Origin of the sequence: Vibrio comitans (assembly GCA_024346835.1) — a bacterium.
In the GTDB taxonomy this organism is placed as follows: domain Bacteria; phylum Pseudomonadota; class Gammaproteobacteria; order Enterobacterales; family Vibrionaceae; genus Vibrio; species Vibrio comitans.
Genome location: AP024866.1, coordinates 1725673 through 1741376, shown reverse-complemented (window position 1 = coordinate 1741376; position 15704 = coordinate 1725673). Strand labels below are relative to the sequence as shown.

Annotated in this window: 14 protein-coding genes; 6 read left to right on the top strand and 8 right to left on the bottom strand. The window is 43.1% G+C overall.

Going from position 1 to position 15704, the window contains the following annotated elements; genetic code table 11:
• The first annotated feature begins 40 nt into the window (after positions 1-40).
• Positions 41-1069 carry an AraC family transcriptional regulator gene (locus tag OCU46_RS07935; protein ID WP_141268264.1) on the top strand — a complete coding sequence of 343 codons (1029 nt, stop codon included), beginning with the start codon at positions 41-43 and terminating at the stop codon, positions 1067-1069.
• Between the two features lie 669 nt (positions 1070-1738).
• On the top strand, positions 1739-2539 hold the full coding sequence (locus tag OCU46_RS07930; RefSeq protein WP_141268263.1) for a PhzF family phenazine biosynthesis protein: 801 nt from the start codon (positions 1739-1741) through the stop codon (positions 2537-2539).
• 32 nt (positions 2540-2571) lie between these two features.
• Here OCU46_RS07930 and OCU46_RS07925 read toward each other — a convergent pair whose 3' ends face one another.
• The 4 genes from OCU46_RS07925 to OCU46_RS07910 form a co-directional block, all read right to left on the bottom strand.
• Positions 2572-2778 (bottom strand): hypothetical protein, encoded by a 207-nt coding sequence (locus OCU46_RS07925; RefSeq protein WP_141268262.1) that lies wholly within the window; start codon positions 2776-2778, stop codon positions 2572-2574.
• Positions 2779-2901: 123 nt separating this feature from the next.
• On the bottom strand, positions 2902-4026 hold the full coding sequence (locus OCU46_RS07920; protein WP_141268261.1) for an acyl-CoA desaturase: 1125 nt from the start codon (positions 4024-4026) through the stop codon (positions 2902-2904).
• A gap of 159 nt (positions 4027-4185) precedes the next feature.
• On the bottom strand, positions 4186-6612 hold the full coding sequence (locus OCU46_RS07915; RefSeq protein ID WP_167495313.1) for a sulfatase-like hydrolase/transferase: 2427 nt from the start codon (positions 6610-6612) through the stop codon (positions 4186-4188).
• Between the two features lie 476 nt (positions 6613-7088).
• Complete coding sequence (locus OCU46_RS07910; protein ID WP_141268259.1) at positions 7089-7808, bottom strand: hypothetical protein; 720 nt, start codon at positions 7806-7808, stop codon at positions 7089-7091.
• A 328-nt stretch (positions 7809-8136) separates the two neighbouring features.
• On the opposite strand from OCU46_RS07910, the gene OCU46_RS07905 reads away from it, so the two are divergent.
• Entirely contained in the window at positions 8137-8850 is a 714-nt protein-coding gene (locus OCU46_RS07905) for a YrhK family protein (RefSeq protein ID WP_141268258.1), read from the top strand.
• A gap of 73 nt (positions 8851-8923) precedes the next feature.
• On the opposite strand, the gene OCU46_RS07900 is transcribed toward OCU46_RS07905, so the two are convergent.
• Positions 8924-9244, bottom strand: coding sequence for a YqfO family protein (locus OCU46_RS07900; protein WP_141268257.1), 321 nt, complete (start codon positions 9242-9244; stop codon positions 8924-8926).
• Positions 9245-9452: 208 nt separating this feature from the next.
• Positions 9453-10586 carry a hypothetical protein gene (locus OCU46_RS07895; RefSeq protein WP_141268256.1) on the bottom strand — a complete coding sequence of 378 codons (1134 nt, stop codon included), beginning with the start codon at positions 10584-10586 and terminating at the stop codon, positions 9453-9455.
• Between the two features lie 157 nt (positions 10587-10743).
• Here OCU46_RS07895 and OCU46_RS07890 point away from each other — a divergent pair, with 157 nt between their 5' ends.
• Together OCU46_RS07890 and OCU46_RS07885 are read left to right on the top strand one after the other, a co-directional pair.
• The gene (locus OCU46_RS07890; protein WP_141268255.1) at positions 10744-11700 is read left to right on the top strand and encodes a LysR family transcriptional regulator; all 957 of its coding nucleotides are present in this window, start codon (positions 10744-10746) and stop codon (positions 11698-11700) included.
• Between the two features lie 155 nt (positions 11701-11855).
• Entirely contained in the window at positions 11856-12212 is a 357-nt protein-coding gene (locus OCU46_RS07885) for a MaoP family protein (protein ID WP_141268254.1), read from the top strand.
• A 72-nt stretch (positions 12213-12284) separates the two neighbouring features.
• Here the strand turns inward: OCU46_RS07885 and OCU46_RS07880 are convergent, their stop codons facing one another.
• Positions 12285-12824 (bottom strand): cytochrome b, encoded by a 540-nt coding sequence (locus OCU46_RS07880; RefSeq protein ID WP_141268253.1) that lies wholly within the window; start codon positions 12822-12824, stop codon positions 12285-12287.
• A gap of 150 nt (positions 12825-12974) precedes the next feature.
• Between OCU46_RS07880 and OCU46_RS07875 the strand changes: the two genes are divergently transcribed.
• Entirely contained in the window at positions 12975-14762 is a 1788-nt protein-coding gene (locus OCU46_RS07875) for an ABC transporter ATP-binding protein/permease (protein WP_307722292.1), read from the top strand.
• On the opposite strand, the gene OCU46_RS07870 is transcribed toward OCU46_RS07875, so the two are convergent.
• The gene (locus OCU46_RS07870; protein ID WP_141268251.1) at positions 14759-15649 is read right to left on the bottom strand and encodes an AraC family transcriptional regulator; all 891 of its coding nucleotides are present in this window, start codon (positions 15647-15649) and stop codon (positions 14759-14761) included. The genes OCU46_RS07875 and OCU46_RS07870 overlap by 4 nt on opposite strands.
• Between the last annotated feature and the right edge of the window lie 55 nt (positions 15650-15704).

Genomic DNA, 15704 nt, shown 5'->3' with positions numbered 1-15704 from the left:
ACTAAGCTCGAAAGGAAGAATTAATCAAGGACACGTCAATATGGCAAATTCATTTTCAATTGCTTTTGGTCGAACCGGGCTATTTTGGTTATACCTAAAAGCGATGGATGATTACTATGGGGGGTGTGTTGATAAAGTAAAGCTCCCTACCAGTCTTATTGATGATCCCATGCGATTAATGCCCCTTACGGAGATGACTCGCTATTTTGGCGTGATTGATGAAATTGCCAATGATGAGCTGTTTGTTGCCAAAGGCTGCTCTAAAATTAAGTTCGAAAATTTCCCTCCGCTCAACAATATCGTTTGCTCTTCTCCTGTTTTTTTTACCGCCATGCTGAGGCTGACTGCTTTGACGAAAAGTGTTCAATCTGGCTGTACGGTGCGCGGTGTCATCGATGCTGGTTTTTTAAAATGGTCGTATAACACAGAAATCTCAGTTCCTAGCGAACGGCTCAACGACGGGATTGTTGCCGCTTGGATTTTTATATTATTGCTTCGCAAATACAAAGGGGAGCAGTATCAGCCAGAAAAAGTGTGTTTGCCTGGTTCGCGGTTAGGAAAGCCAGGAGAGATGGAAGAAATATTTGGCTGTAAAGCTGTTCAATGGAATGCTAAGCAAACTGAAATTCACTGCTTACCAGAGGTTATGGGAACGTTCACGGAGCAACCACAGTCCATATATGGCGCAAAGAAATTAAAGTATGTTGAGGTGTTGGATTACATCAACTTACCGGATGAGAACGATCTATCGCGATGTGTTTATGAATTGATAGATTACTCAAGAGCGTTTGGCTACCCTAGGCTAGAGTTCATCGCTGATATTTTGATGGTTGCACCGCTTACGCTGCAAAGACGTCTGCAAAAAGATAATTTAAGCTTTTCTGAGTTGGTGAAGTACAAGTTGCTGTTGGACTTAGCCCCACAGATGCTCTCTGAGGGTCAATCAATAGCAGATGTGGCAGCAGAACTGGGCTTCAGTAACACGCAAAGCTTTATTAAGGCATTTAAGAAAGCTCACGATTTTACTCCTAGACAGTATGTTGAAAGCTTAGAAGAGTACACTCAATAATCCTGAGAACATCGATATCATAAACAAGGGTTCATTGGATGTGATATATCCATTTGCTCAATCAGTGGTGCATCGTGGTTAGTATGCTCGCTTATCTAGTTAGCGAAACGCGAGTAAATATTAATGACAGGCAAAGCGTTGCACCACATATCGTCACCCATAACGACTGGGAAATACCTCAAATCATCCGAGCTTTTTGAAAGTGCCATTCATGTTCTTTGCGGTAATTCGAGCTACATAAGTCGATTGAAACGAGCCTATATCGTAATATCAGAGATTAATCCCACGTACGACCTTCCAAAGTGCTTAATCCCTGAATTCTATGACCTTCAGTACAGCCTTAATAAAAACTACTCTAGCAATAGTGCAGATGTTCTGACTGATACAATCAGTTCTTTGAATGCAATGGAACTGTCTTTAGTGACGAGTGCATTTATTAAGATATATTCTGCTCTTAGAGAGTATGAGGGAGTTGTGTAAGTTGATGAGTCGACGTTAAAGATTGATGTTACGTCCATACAAGGGAAGAGCGTTTTCTTAAACTGCTTCCTTGAAATCTATTTATTATTTATAGAGGTAGTGAGGTCATGCTTGAGCCATGTCGCTCTACGCTATTTCGTAAATGTCCTGCCGCCTTTGCAGAGACTTAAACTTTTTTAATGGAAGAATATGGAATTAACGATTTATCAAGTTGACGCATTTGCATCTAACCCGTTTGAGGGTAATCCTGCTGGCGTGTGCATCACAGACACACCACTATCAGAAGAATTAATGCGGTTGATTGCCAAAGAGATGGCGGTATCCGAGACAGTATTCTTGTCACGTACTGATATGAATCTTAGATGGTTTACTCCAGAGATTGAGGTCAATCTTTGTGGCCATGGCACTTTATCGGTGGCCCATATTTTGAAAGAAATAGGCGAGGCAAAGATTGGCGATATCATTACGTTCAATACGCTATCAGGCTCTTTAAGTGCGAAGGTCGCGCAAGGGGAGATTGAACTTAACTTTCCAACCGCTAAGGTAAGCCCAAAGCAGCCGTTAGACTTGTCCTTGTTTAATGCTCTCGGTCTTCAACAACAACACATAAAATCAGTGAGTGAGTTTGACTCCAAGGTATTGATAGAGGTGATCGATGAAGAATTTGTGCGTGGGCTATCGCCAGACTTTTCTGCTTTGATAAACCAACCAGGGCGAGGGGTCGTTGTGACTTCACTTGCCAATGACGAGCACTTGGACTTTGTCTCTCGCTATTTTGCACCTTGGGTGGGCGTCAACGAGGATCCCGTAACCGGTTCTAATCACTGTGCATTGAGCCGCTTTTGGGGAGAAAGGTTAGGAAAAACAGCGCTTAAAGCTTATCAGGCTTCGAACAGAGGTGGCTACATCAAAATGCAGTTACTGCCCAATAATCGAACGATGTTAATTGGGTCAGCGGTGACGGTAATCAAAGGTGTTATGCACGTTTAAGAACGGTAGTTGGGAGCAATAATAGGTATTGGTTAGTATTCTATTTGATGCTCTATTAGATCAGAGTCGCTGAACCAAGTCACGGTTCCACGGTAACCTTTCTCTTTCAATACACTATCAACCTGAGCCGCGATGCGGGTCGTCATTTTAAACCAGCCATCATCATTTTCTAATTCGCAGATCACGCTCTCAATTAACTGGCGTGCATTTTCATCGAACTGCAAATTCATATAGTGCATAAGTGTTTTCCTAGGAGATGGCGGATGTCTTTTCGAGTAGTTCTGCATAACGCAGGGTAGGATGGTAACACAGGTAAAGAAAGAAACAGCAAACGAAGTTGCTGTTTCTTATATGAAGCTCAATTAGGCGAAGCGTTTGACGTTGCTCATCCACATCTGTTGCTGCTGTAGGAATTGCTCTTTTAATTGCTGGTGGCGGATCTTTAAGACTTCCAATTCGTGACTTTTTAACACCTGCTGTTTTTTGTTCTGCAGTAAGTGCATTTTGCTGTCGTAGTAGTCACGCATGCTTTCTATCAGAGAATCAAACTCTTGCTCTAGCGTATGAGTTATAGAAGGGCTTGCGTCCATTTCATTGAGCTTTTGGTGAGCGTTTTGCAGCATCATTGTCGCGCGCGCTTTTTCGATTTTAAATTGTGGTGTGACACGAAGTTTCTCGGTCAAACCCACCCATGAACACGCCTTAATTAACCACTTTGTTGGGTCGTAGTGCCACCAATCGATACCGTTACGGTAATCGTTTTCAAACAGATGATGAAAGTTGTGGTAACCCTCACCAAAGGTAAAAAACGCCAGAATACCGTTGTCTCGTGCTGAGTTTTTATTGGTAAAGGTTTGCTTACCCCAGATGTGTGCGAGTGAGTTAATAAAGAAGGTCGTGTGGTGACTTAAAACCAATCTTACCGCACCGATAACTAGGAACATGCCAATAATGTCGTTGTAAATTATACCGAGTAGGATAGGAAGCCCAAAGTTGGTCAGTACAGCAAGTTGCCCGTAGTACTTGTGCTGCCACTGGACGACTTTATCTTTTTTAAGGTCGCGACAGTTTTGATAATCGGAATACGTAGCTTGGTTGTAGTCGCGCAACATCCAGCCAATATGTGAATACCAGAAACCACGAGAGGCGGAATAAGGGTCTTTAATATCATGGTCAACGTGCTTGTGATGCTCACGATGATCCGAAGACCAGTGCAATGCACTATTTTGCAACGAGAATGCGCCGCCAATAGCAAAAATTGCCTTAAGGATAGGGTGAGCTTGATAGGTTTTGTGGCTCCACAAGCGATGATAACCCGCAGTAATGGATAAATTGGTAAAGCTGAATGCGATAACGAACCAAATCAGATGTGCCCAACTCAAACCATAATTAAACGCATACCAAGGCGTAACAACAGCTGCTAACAACAGGCTAGAGACAAATATAAAAATGTTAAACCACAGAAGTGGTGGACGTTGAGGGCTCACAATTACTCCATATATTAAGTTTCAGCTTACAACTGTTCGCTAGAATATCAGCTTATGTTTATAAAGCAAACAGCTTGATCACACAGAGGTAACAAAACGTTGCAAAAGAGTATTGTGAGTTAATCAGTGGTGCTGTTGAGAGAGAGTGGAATAGTTGTGCTAAAGCTTGAAACGAGATTGGTGCACGACAATAACGCGCTTTATTTGGTCATTAAGTAAGCCCGCTTGATTCAACTTACTTTTTAGCAACTCGTCTGCTACCTGCAATGATGTCCAGGTATTTAGCTCTAGATTCAAGGTATCGGTGACTTCCGGCAGGTGGGCTTGAACAAATTTCAGTAGAGAGGAATCGAAGCTGAGTGAGGTCATCTCTTGCGTGGAAAGTTGTTCAAAGAGTTGTTGTTTGGATTTCTTTATCCTAGAGGAGGATGAGGCTGAGATTTCTATATACTCTTTCGTGGGTAGGTAGTAGCTGGTTTTCCATTTAGCCTGAGATAATTGCCTTATCTTAGGCGAGGTGGATGATGTTTCCAAAAGAGAGCGTTTCTTTAGAGAGTATTGCTTGTCCAAAGATTCTAGTTCTAAAAATACAGACTCCAGATTAGTTTCATCAATGTTCTTAAAATCAAGCCATATGGCATTAAAGCGGCCTTTCTCGAAATCCATATACTGCTTAAGCGTTAGACCTGATAGCGTGCCTTTGTCATGGCCCACGACGATTGTGTTGCTATCGCCATCAAAAATCACGTCAAGCTCAATGCCCTTGAATCCTTGTTTATAAGCATCATCCATAGCACCAATGGTATTGACTCTGTGTGCCATTAGGTTATTGACCTTTAACAGATTATTTTGAGCCTGGAATAGCGGCAAGCTAGATATCGGGACTGAAGAGTGCATCGTTTTTGCTTCAGAGATCGGTAAGTGAAACTGACTGGAGCTTATATCAAAGTCGTTAGACTTTACTGGAGTGTTAACATCGGTCAGACCTAATATGGTGTCAAAAAGTAGGTCGTTGGAGAATATTCTATTTCGGTGTGATTTGAGAGTTTCTAGCTTCGAGAGGTGCATATTGTTTCCTGGCCAAATGAACATCGGAATCTCAGCCATTGTCTCTTTAAACTTCCTTGCATCGTGCCCTAAGCCTTCAAAAACTTCTTCCCCATGATCAGACAAAAAGGTCATGGAAGTGAAATAGGGTGTTTTTGATGCGATGTGATGTATTTGTTCAAGTACTTTGTCGGTGAATAACACGGTCTTATCGTAACATTCGTTTTCTTTATTTAAATACAGATAGTTAGGCGCCGATGCTATAGATAACTCAGCGCCTTTGATGCGGTCACAATAATTGATATGACTCCCCATCATATGCAAAACGATGAAGTGATCCTGTGATAGATCTTGGTGGGAAAGGTATGCTTCGAATTCATTTATTAATGCATCATCTAGTTTTCGAGTATGGTCAGATTTTCCGACGTTGGTATTGATAAAACGAACGTAATTGCTTTCTTGTGCAAGAGCTGACACCAAGTTATCCCATATGCCCGCTGAAATTTGATTGCTAATCCATGCTGTTTGAAAGCCTACTTGATTCAAAACATCAATGAGAGAAGCACTACGGTAATAATCCAATTTGTTGTACTGATTACTTTGAGTTAGGGCCTGAGAGAGTACTTCCATGGTGTGAGTGTGACTGGAGTAGGCGTGTTCAAATACGACAGGATCACTGCGGTTTATCCATGGCGTTGTGTTTCGGCGGTATCCATAGTTGTTGAGATGAAACCGAGATAAAGATTCACCAATAACTAGTACATGTAGGCTGCCATTAGAGTTTGTAGTCGCTTGATAGTCCGTAAGGTTGGATGTGCGGCGGTGAATAACCTTTTGTAGCTGTTCCAATTCGTAGTGATACTGTTCGGCATATGCTAGTGCAGCTTTGATACCTAAATAACCATTGGGTAAAAGTAGAGTATATCCAGAAAGAAAGACCAAGCAAACACTGAGCAACGGGGCCTTGAACGAGGTTGTTGTGGCGTAATGCAACCAGATAATAAGTAAGCTAAAAGATACAGCTATGACAAGAATGGCTTCAGCATCAAGTAAGAATCTTAAGTATTCAGCTAGCTCTGCGGTATTGGTTTGCATGATGGCAAAGATCAACTCTTTATCTAGTGAACCATAGTAAATATTGCCCAAAAACAAGGTACAGCTGACTCCAATCAGTGCCACTACGGCCAGCCACGAAATAACTTTCAAGTATGTGTAGGCCTGAAGAGACAATAGTAATAACCATAAGAAGTTAACTAATAATGCACTGGCGACTTCATTGTCTATGGCAAAGAATGACTGGTAGGTGTAGATCGATGAGAGAGTGAGTAACAGGGTTAAGCAAAGTAGCTTTAGCTCTTGTTTTTCTCTTGCTAGAAACCCAAAAGCTATCCAGATGACTCCACTGCATACCGCTAGACCAATTTCAGTAACAGTCGCATTTTCGAAGTAGGGTACAGCCAAACTGCAACTTGCGATAAAACAGAGTAAAAGAAATAGGTGCAACTTAATGAAGCGGAAGTGCTGAGTCGATATTTCCATATATCTCATGAACTTGTGTGAACTAATACCAGTATAGGATTAAGTCTTTGGATGAGCTGTACTTCTTTTATAGTGAGTTACTTTTCTCTTATCTATAACTCGAATTCTTCACTTGAGAACAGAGTATTGTGAGTTAATCCATGGTTTGTTGAATGAGCGTGGAATAGTTGTGCTAGAACTTGAAGCACGAATCGCGTACGGAAATCTAGCGCTGATATCGAGGCAGCGGATTTCCATGAGCACTTCTTACATTTTGTGGTTACGGATATGCATCAAGTAAGTCAGAATCCGGAACTTTTGGAGCAATGGACTACTGCTTATTGTGAACAAGAATTGGCGTTGGTTTCTCGCCCGTAGATCAAGCGTTTAGGTTAATAAGCGATACGATAGATAAATTTCTCTCTGCTAATAACTAGAAAAGGAGCTCAAATGAGCTCCTTTTTATTTGGTAACTACCTAACGATACATCACTTGATCTATGGAGTCTGTAAGTAGTCTTTCCATGTATCATTGATTGCATCGTGTCTTTTTACTGAGTTCGGTATTCCGCTGTGGCTTCTTATATCTCTAACGTTTTTGTAGGTCGTGCTACGAGGAGAGATAGTCCAGTCTGATTCGTCAGCGTTGTGTTTTACGAAGCCTGATTTAAGCACCACTTTGTCACTATCTTTGTTCTCAAGTGCGATAGTCACCTGGTAGTCATAGCCTTTCATTTCCTCATAAGGACTACGTAGTGTAATTTGGCCATAATCTGGCAGTGCTAAAGGACTGGAAAAATCTTGTTGAACCTCGAAGTTCTTAAAGCTACGTCGAACTCGATCGACTTGAGTGTCAGCCTCATTGAAGTCTACCTGCACATTAAGGTTGCTGCGATCTAACCCAAGCGCTTTACAAGAGTCGTCGTATTTTTCAGAGATAGGGTCTGATGCTTCAACGTAAGCAACATCGGTTTTTGACACGCTTGCCGCTAATTCATGCTCGCCTGTGCGTACATAGCAAGTATTAGCAGGTTCGCGTTCGCTGATGTCAGGGGCTCTGAATGTGAGCGCTACCTCAGCGGCTGTAAGCCCATCTATATTGCGAAGTACTTCTTTCTCAGCCTTGTGTTCAATGTTTTTGATTTCAGAGTCTGCATTGCAGCCAGATAGAAGTGTCATTCCCGCTATCACCACTACAGCCATTGCGCTTTTTTTCATAATCCCCCCTTGGATTCGTCATCAGTTGATGAGGTCAATTTGCGGGCTAGCTTAATGAACGCATGAGCATAATGTTGTAATGGGAAATAATATTTCTGATTTCACTGTGACTTGGATTGCAGTGAATCTGGTTTCTTTAAAGGGGTTAGAGAGAGCGATAAGTTTTTTTTTGATTCTGTCTAGAATGTAGGGTCTAGTCCATCACTCGAGATTAGCCGCAGCGCACTTAATGGATAAAATGAACTCGAGATAGAAGTTCATCACCTCTTCCTATCCATATCCTTTATTCGCTCTAAGCGATTTTCCTCATCAGTCGAGAATTGTATCTATGCCTCACGTCTTTTCTAATCGTCGACGTATCATGAATTTAACCGCCAATAAAAAGGAACTCGCCTCCCAGTTTCGTTGGGAAACCATCAATGCCATTGCTTATAAGATCGGCGGAATCCTTTTTGTCATTGGCAGCTATTTCTTTTTCCCAAACCAAGCTCAATATTCTCATATCGGTGGAGTGATCTTCCTGATTGCTTCTTTGATTTATCTAGTGGTGAATGTTCATGATATGGCAGAAATACGACGCTACTGGAAAAGTCATACCGCTCATAATCGGCAAGATAGGCTTGAGTATTTTGCGGGTGCTACCTACATGATGGGGACGCTTAGTTTTGTTTTGGGGCGAGTTGTTGGGTTTGAGGTGATAGGGTACCCCATAGCGAGTGCCTGGCTGTTTATTATTGGCAGTGTATTGTTTGTGTTTGGGGCATCAACTAACGTCTTCTTGATTATAAGGGCAGAGTCGGTACAGCTGTTGCAGCTGATGAATCTAACGTCCATTACCTTTATCGTAGGTTCAGTATTGTACGCAATTGCGTCAGTGCCTTATCTTTGGGCCTTTGAATCTCCGACTGATCACTTGCTCATTCTTAATTTTCTGGCGTGGCAATATATGCTTGGAAGCATATTGTTTTTGCTTGGGGGCATATTTAATTACTGGCGCGCGTATTTGTTGATGCAACGAAAGATAGAACGCATAGAGAGCTGAATCTCTATATTCTCAAAAGAACCAACTGGTTGCTGACGCTATTTAATTCATCAACCGGCCTTTGACTTACCAGTTAGAAGGTTTTCCAATCCAACATATCGTACACCTCAAAGGCGACCTCTTCATAAGGGTGGGCCTCGAGCAGTGCTTCAATGCTTTGTTTTATGTATCTATCATCACAGACTAACTCTACTTTCAGTTCTTTTAGACACTCAACCGCACCATGAGTACCAATATGTGGATTGGCCTTGGCTAACGGGCGAAATTGCCCTTGGCCTTGTGTTTCAAAGCAGCAGCGATCGTAGTCTCCAATTTTTCCTGCACCAGCATCGAACAGGGCATTTTTTACCTCTTCGGTATTGTTGACGGGAACAAAGAAAATGATTTTTTTCATATAAGTACTCAGAAATTAAACCAATCAATACCAAGATTGTAGGGCAAATATCTGGTGTGTTTTGAAGAATAGGATTGATTTGAACACTGTTGTTTTACAGACGGGCTTTGTGGACAGAATTAGTTTGGCTAAGGGATACTTTGGGTAAAGACTGGCCTATTGTGTGAGGCAATAGGCTAGTTAGTCATTATGAAAGAAAGGTCGTTTTCTATAAGTCGATGACGGAAAGGTTGAACGGTGCTTCTACTTCGGTATTCACTGCTACACCTTTAGGGGTAATCCAGGCGATATCCATGTTGACCACAATCAGTTGGTCATCGCGAAGTAACAGCACTACGGGTTGATCTAAGGAACCGTCGGCACCAGAGGTATCAGCATTTTGGTGCAGGGTTTCCACACTCGCATCAGTACTTACAGAGTGCACCGCATTATTTAGGATATCGGCAACATAGAGTTTTTGTCGGTTGCTATCCCATAGGATGCCGTCTGATGAAACCATTTTATCGCTAGCGGTAAATATCTTGGTACTTAGGATGTTGTCGTCTTGATCAAATTGGGTTTTATAGATAACGCCGTCTTCCATGATAGAGGTGTACAGATTACCCTCATCATCAACCGCAAGCCCATCAGCACCAAACCCAACACGATTACTCGAAACCATCTGCGCGACTAGGTGTGGGTCTTTGGCTTCACTATAAGGCGATAATGTCACTGTACCTTGTTGCAATTCTTCTAATGAGAATGCATAGACACCACTTCGTAGGGGCGCTTTTTTCTCACCTTCGGCGGGCGCAGCCTCGTGAACTAAGATGGACTCGGTGACAAACAAGGTATCGCCTTTCCAAGTAAGACCATTGGCGACGATAAACCCTTCAACAACCACGTCCATATCGACAGGCTTACCATCGACTATATTGATACGAAGTACTCGTGAGGCATTATTCCCGTCCCACAATACTTGCATATCCGCGATATACAGATTGCCATCAGGGCCAAAGGCGCACTCCATAGGGCCAATCTTGCCTGTGCCTTGGTGCATGTCTTCTGGTTTAAATTGGTACCAATCGCTGACTTGATTATCTTTGGTAATGATTGCCATTACGGGTGGGGCCGCTGTTTCAATGGTGCCGTTTTTTATTAAGTAGTCGTTATTGAAGTTTGGCACTGAGGCAATGATGTTGCCTTGTTTATCTAGGGTAAGCCCATCTAAGGTGTTGTATTTGCTGGTATGATCCAAAAACACTTTAGGTGAATATTGATTATTTTCTGTAGATGCTGCGAAGGTATAGCTACTGACTAAAAACACACTAAGCAAACACGCCATGGTTTTTAAGTTGTTCATTGTATGTTCCTTCTTATTATATTGATGCGCTAAACGCTCATACAAAAGTCTAGGTTTAGTTGAACTTTTAACAATGCGATTAATCTAGAAACATTGTTAAGGTTTTCTTTACAGCTACACTTCTAGCTACAAATCAACGGACGTGTGGCCACGATCAATGCATAGATCAAAGCAAGTGTCTCGATTATTGGTGTTTGGAGAAGTTGCCAAGCAGGGCAGTTTCACTGATGCCGCTGAGGCACTTGGGATCAGCAAGTCCGCTGTTAGTCAGCAGGTGAGGGCGCTTGAAGATGACCTCGCGGTGCAGTTGATTATTCGAACCACACGAGGCTTAACACTCACCGCCATTGGCGAGAAAATATTAGTACGCAGCCAGATGATTCAAGAGCAGGTAAACTACGCCTTTACTGATCTTGTCGATGCGCAGCACAACCCCAAAGGCCCCTTTAACATTACTTACCCTCACTCCATCGAGACGGCAGTGGTGTTGCCTGCAATGCGCAAACTATGTAGAGAGTATCCAGGATTAGAGCCCGGCCTTAATGTCAGCGACTGCCAGATTGATTTGGTGAAAAATAATATAGATTTGGCCATACGTGGTGGGGAATTGCAGGACAGTGGGTTTAAGGCATTGCCATTGGCAAAGATCACTGAGATATTTTGTGCCACGCCCCTCTACCTGCAAAGACATCGCAAGACGGCAAAAAATTTTAGCCTGCGCGACTTAGAGCAACACCCCTGGATCTCGTCGAGTTGGCAAAAAAGTACCATGTCTATTCTCAATCTGAAAAGCCAACAATCTCACACCATTAAACTGAATCCCTTTGCTAAAACCAATACATTGCCAACGGCGCTGAATATGGCGCTCAATCATATGGGCATAGTATCTTTACCTGACATATCGGCCATCCCTTATCTAAGAAGCAGTGAACTAGTCCATGTAGCACCTGATCTCTATGGCAAAGTATGGCCGCTGTATGTGGTGCATACTTATCAAAATGATAAACCGGTGCATGTCAGTCGCTTTTATGAGCTGCTAAAGCAGTTGTTTGCCAATCAATCCGTATACAGCGCAGGCATGACTTTTGCGTTCGAGAGCGTGATTAAAAGGTAGTGCTACTCTGAGTTAGAGAATGTTAAGAGTGGCATTTAAGGGAATGCAGAACGATAGAATGGACTTATAGAAACGACAAAAATTATTTGATTTTCAATCACTACTTTTCACTCTATTTTCAGTTTGTTCTAACAACATAAATAATAGAGGTCATTGTGGCTGAGACATTGATTCGCTTGGGTGAAAAACGCTTCTACGACGATAAAGCTTTTCCTCGTGGTTTCGCTAAATCAGGCAACTTTACAATCTTAGAAGATGAACTATTGATGTATTACGGTGATACCTTGTCTGGGCTAGAAACAGGCAGGCTAGAGCCGATGAATCAAGAAGAAAAACATTTTCTAAAGGCTCTTAAGGATCCGAAAAAAGCGAATACTAAACTTGAAACAACGTGGCTGAAGTACATCAAACACTCTCGTACTAGAAAGTGTTTTTATACCTTCAATAGTAAGAAGATATCCACGAATCATAGCGTCTTTGAGCAAGAATTAGCTTACGCTTACGAGGATTAATCGGATAGAACCATTGTGTACAGAGAGGTATCGTTCAATGAACAATGCCTCTCTTATCTTAGGAAACCGGCCTTAAATATTCTTGCCAATCATCCGACTGATGGTGCCGTCTTTATCCATAAATTGGTGCTTTAGCGCGCCGATTACATGTAACACCAACACTGCAACTATGATATTGACGGCACTGTGGTGAACGGTACTGCCTAGTTGTTGCAGCCATTCAATCTTCTCGCCTGCACTAATAATCACCCACCCAAAGACATCGACAGATCTACCACCTGCAGCACTCATGATAATGCCTGAAATAGGCATAGCGATAGTCGCAAGCATCAAGATGCCATGCACAGCGTGCGCAATCTTTTCTTGCCACGCAGGGCTGCTACCTAAGCTTGATAGTTTACCTTCCTTGAGTCGCCAAAGAATACGAATTGTCGCGACGATAAGAATTAGTACGCCAATGGATTTGTGATACCCCATTAGCTCAGATTTGCTCGGGCCTCTGTCCATCTCCGACATAATCAGGCCGACGATAAATACGCCAATGAAAGACACGCCCGCTAGCCAGTGCATTACAATGGTAGTGAGTGAAAGTTTTTTAGTGTTGGTTGCCATGATTCAATACCGATTAGTGAATTTATATTCGTATTATCTATTAACTCTGTGAAACTTATAGGGGATTTACTGTAAAGTAACGTAAATAGATTCTCAATCGCATAAGGCATTGAAATGCAGAAACAAAATACAAAAGAACAGCCGCAAGATATGCCTGATAACGAGTCCCAAAATGGCCGAAAAAGCTTGAGCATTTTACTTGAGTTACTTCGATTTGTAGGGCCTTATAAAACTAAGGTGTTTGCCGCTTTAGTCGCCTTGTTTTTCACCGCAGGACTGACGCTGTCCGTTGGCCACGGCGTACGTTTGCTCATCGATGAGGGCTTTTCTCAGCGTTCACTTAGCGACCTTAGTAGTGCGATTCAATTTATCGTTGTGGTGACTATCTGTATTTCTATCGGGACCTTCTTCCGGTTCTATTTGGTCTCATCTGTGGGTGAGAGAGTGAGCGCAGACATACGCCTTGCGGTGTTTAACCACGTTGTGACCTTGCATCCTAGTTATTTTGAAACCAATGGCAGTGGCGACATTATGTCACGCCTAACCACCGATACTACGTTACTGCAAAGCATCATAGGGTCGTCTTTTTCTATGGCGATGCGCAGTGCCTTAATGTGTATTGGCGCGATCATTATGTTGTTTGCCACCAACGTAAAGCTGACTTTGATTGTGCTCGCTTCAGTCCCGTTTATCTTAGTTCCCATATTGGTTTACGGTAGGCGAGTTCGCGCGCTCTCTCGCAAGAGTCAGGATTCGATGTCTGACGTGGGCAGTTACGCAGGGGAAGCTATTGAGCACATAAAAACCGTGCAAAGTTATAGCCGAGAATCTGAGGAAAAGGCGTCATTTTCAACCGAGGTTGAACGAGCGTATGAGATAGGGCGAGAGCGCGTAAAGCAAAGAGCGATCCTTATTTCAGGGGTTATTGTAATCGTATTTAGCGCTATATCTGGCATGCTCTGGGTTGGGGGAAGTGATGTTATTCACGGTAAGATGTCAGCAGGCGACCTGGGCGCGTTCGTGTTTTATGCGATTATGGTTGCTTCATCGACGGCGACAATTTCTGAAGTCTTTGGAGAATTGCAACGTGCCGCTGGCGCTACAGAACGATTGCTCGAGATCCTCAATGTAGAAAGCCATATTGTGGCGCCGCAAAATGATGAGCTTTCGACCAAGGGGTTGTCAGCTGAGGTGACTTTTGATGACGTGTCTTTCTTCTACCCCTCAAGAAAAGACACCGCTGCCATTAGTCACCTAAATTTGACCGCCGCAGAGGGCAGGGTACTTGCGCTGGTGGGCCCGTCTGGCGCGGGTAAAACGACTCTGTTTGAGTTACTACAACGCTTTTATGATCCTCAGCAGGGAGCGGTTAAATTAGGTGGTGTGGATGTGCGTCGTTTTGACCCGAAAGAACTGCGCGATACCATGGCACTAGTACCTCAGCAACCAGCGCTATTCAGCCATGATGTATTTCATAACATTCGCTATGGCAAACCAAACGCCACAGATGAAGAGGTGATAGAAGCCGCTAAGAAGGCTCATGCCCATGAGTTTATTGTGAACCTTCCACAAGGTTATCAAAGCTTCTTAGGAGAAAAGGGCGTTCGATTATCTGGCGGACAGCGTCAGCGTATTGCTATTGCTCGGGCCATTCTTAAAGACCCAACCATCTTGCTATTGGATGAAGCCACCAGCGCACTTGATAGCGAAAGCGAGCATCATGTGCAAAAGGCCCTAGAAGAGCTGATGAGGAATAGAACCACCATTATTATTGCGCATCGCCTTTCTACGATCCAACACGCCGACCAAATAGCAGTATTGAATCATGGCAAGCTGGTCGATGTGGGAAATCACGCTGAGTTACTTCAGAGCTGCGATTTGTATCAGAGGCTAGTAGAACTGCAGTTTAAACAAGGTTCCAGAGATATAGTTAGCTAAGCGATGTTTTCAATTAAGCCCTTTGATTGGCTCCATTGCTTGGGCGATTGACCATACATGCGTTTAAACTCACGACTAAATTGAGAAGAGCTGACATACCCAACAGCCATCGCCGCTTCGTTGACCGTCATTCCCGCCGCTATCTTCATAGCCGCCTTGTTTAGACGCATCGACTTCATAAACTGTATTGGGGATATTCGAGTCGCTTGTTTAAATTTACGATGAAAAACCGCGCGGCTCATACCAACCAAAGAAGCGAGTTCATCGATAGTGACGTTCTTACTTAGGTTAAGTGATAGGTACTCAATCGACTTAGCGATTTCGTTGCCAATACCAAATGCTCTTCTTGCAGAGATACCCGCATCGCCTTTTAACACCGCGTAGTAAAGCTCGCGCAGGCGGCTTTCACCTAAGATCGCTGTATCTGTGTTGCTCTCGCCAAGTTGAAGCAATCGAAGTAGCGCATCGGAAAAAGTGCTGTCCCAGTTTGCCAGTGACATACCCGGTGGTTGTGAACTGCTTTTGGGTAACTTTATCGCTCTCGCAGTACTTTCCATCTCAATAGCCAGCTCTGTCATCACCTTGGTATCAAGAGAGATATAAACCCCCAACAATGGATCTTCAGGCGAAGCTTCAGGTGTACCTGCTTCGACGGGAAGAGATACTGTACAGCACAGATAATGGCTGTTGTCGTAGATGTAATGATCTCCGTCCAGAATCGCTTCTTTTTTGCCACTCAATATCACAACAACGGTAGGTTCATATACCGCAGGTGCACAAGGCATCGAGTGCGTTACTCTAAACAGACTAACGCCTTTGATTCCTGTTTCGACCATACCGTCTTCAGTAATTCGGCTCTCTACTAGTTGTTTAATTCTCTGCTTCATATTTCGGCTTAAATGAGTAAGTTGATACAAATAGGCATGTTTTAAAGACTAATTA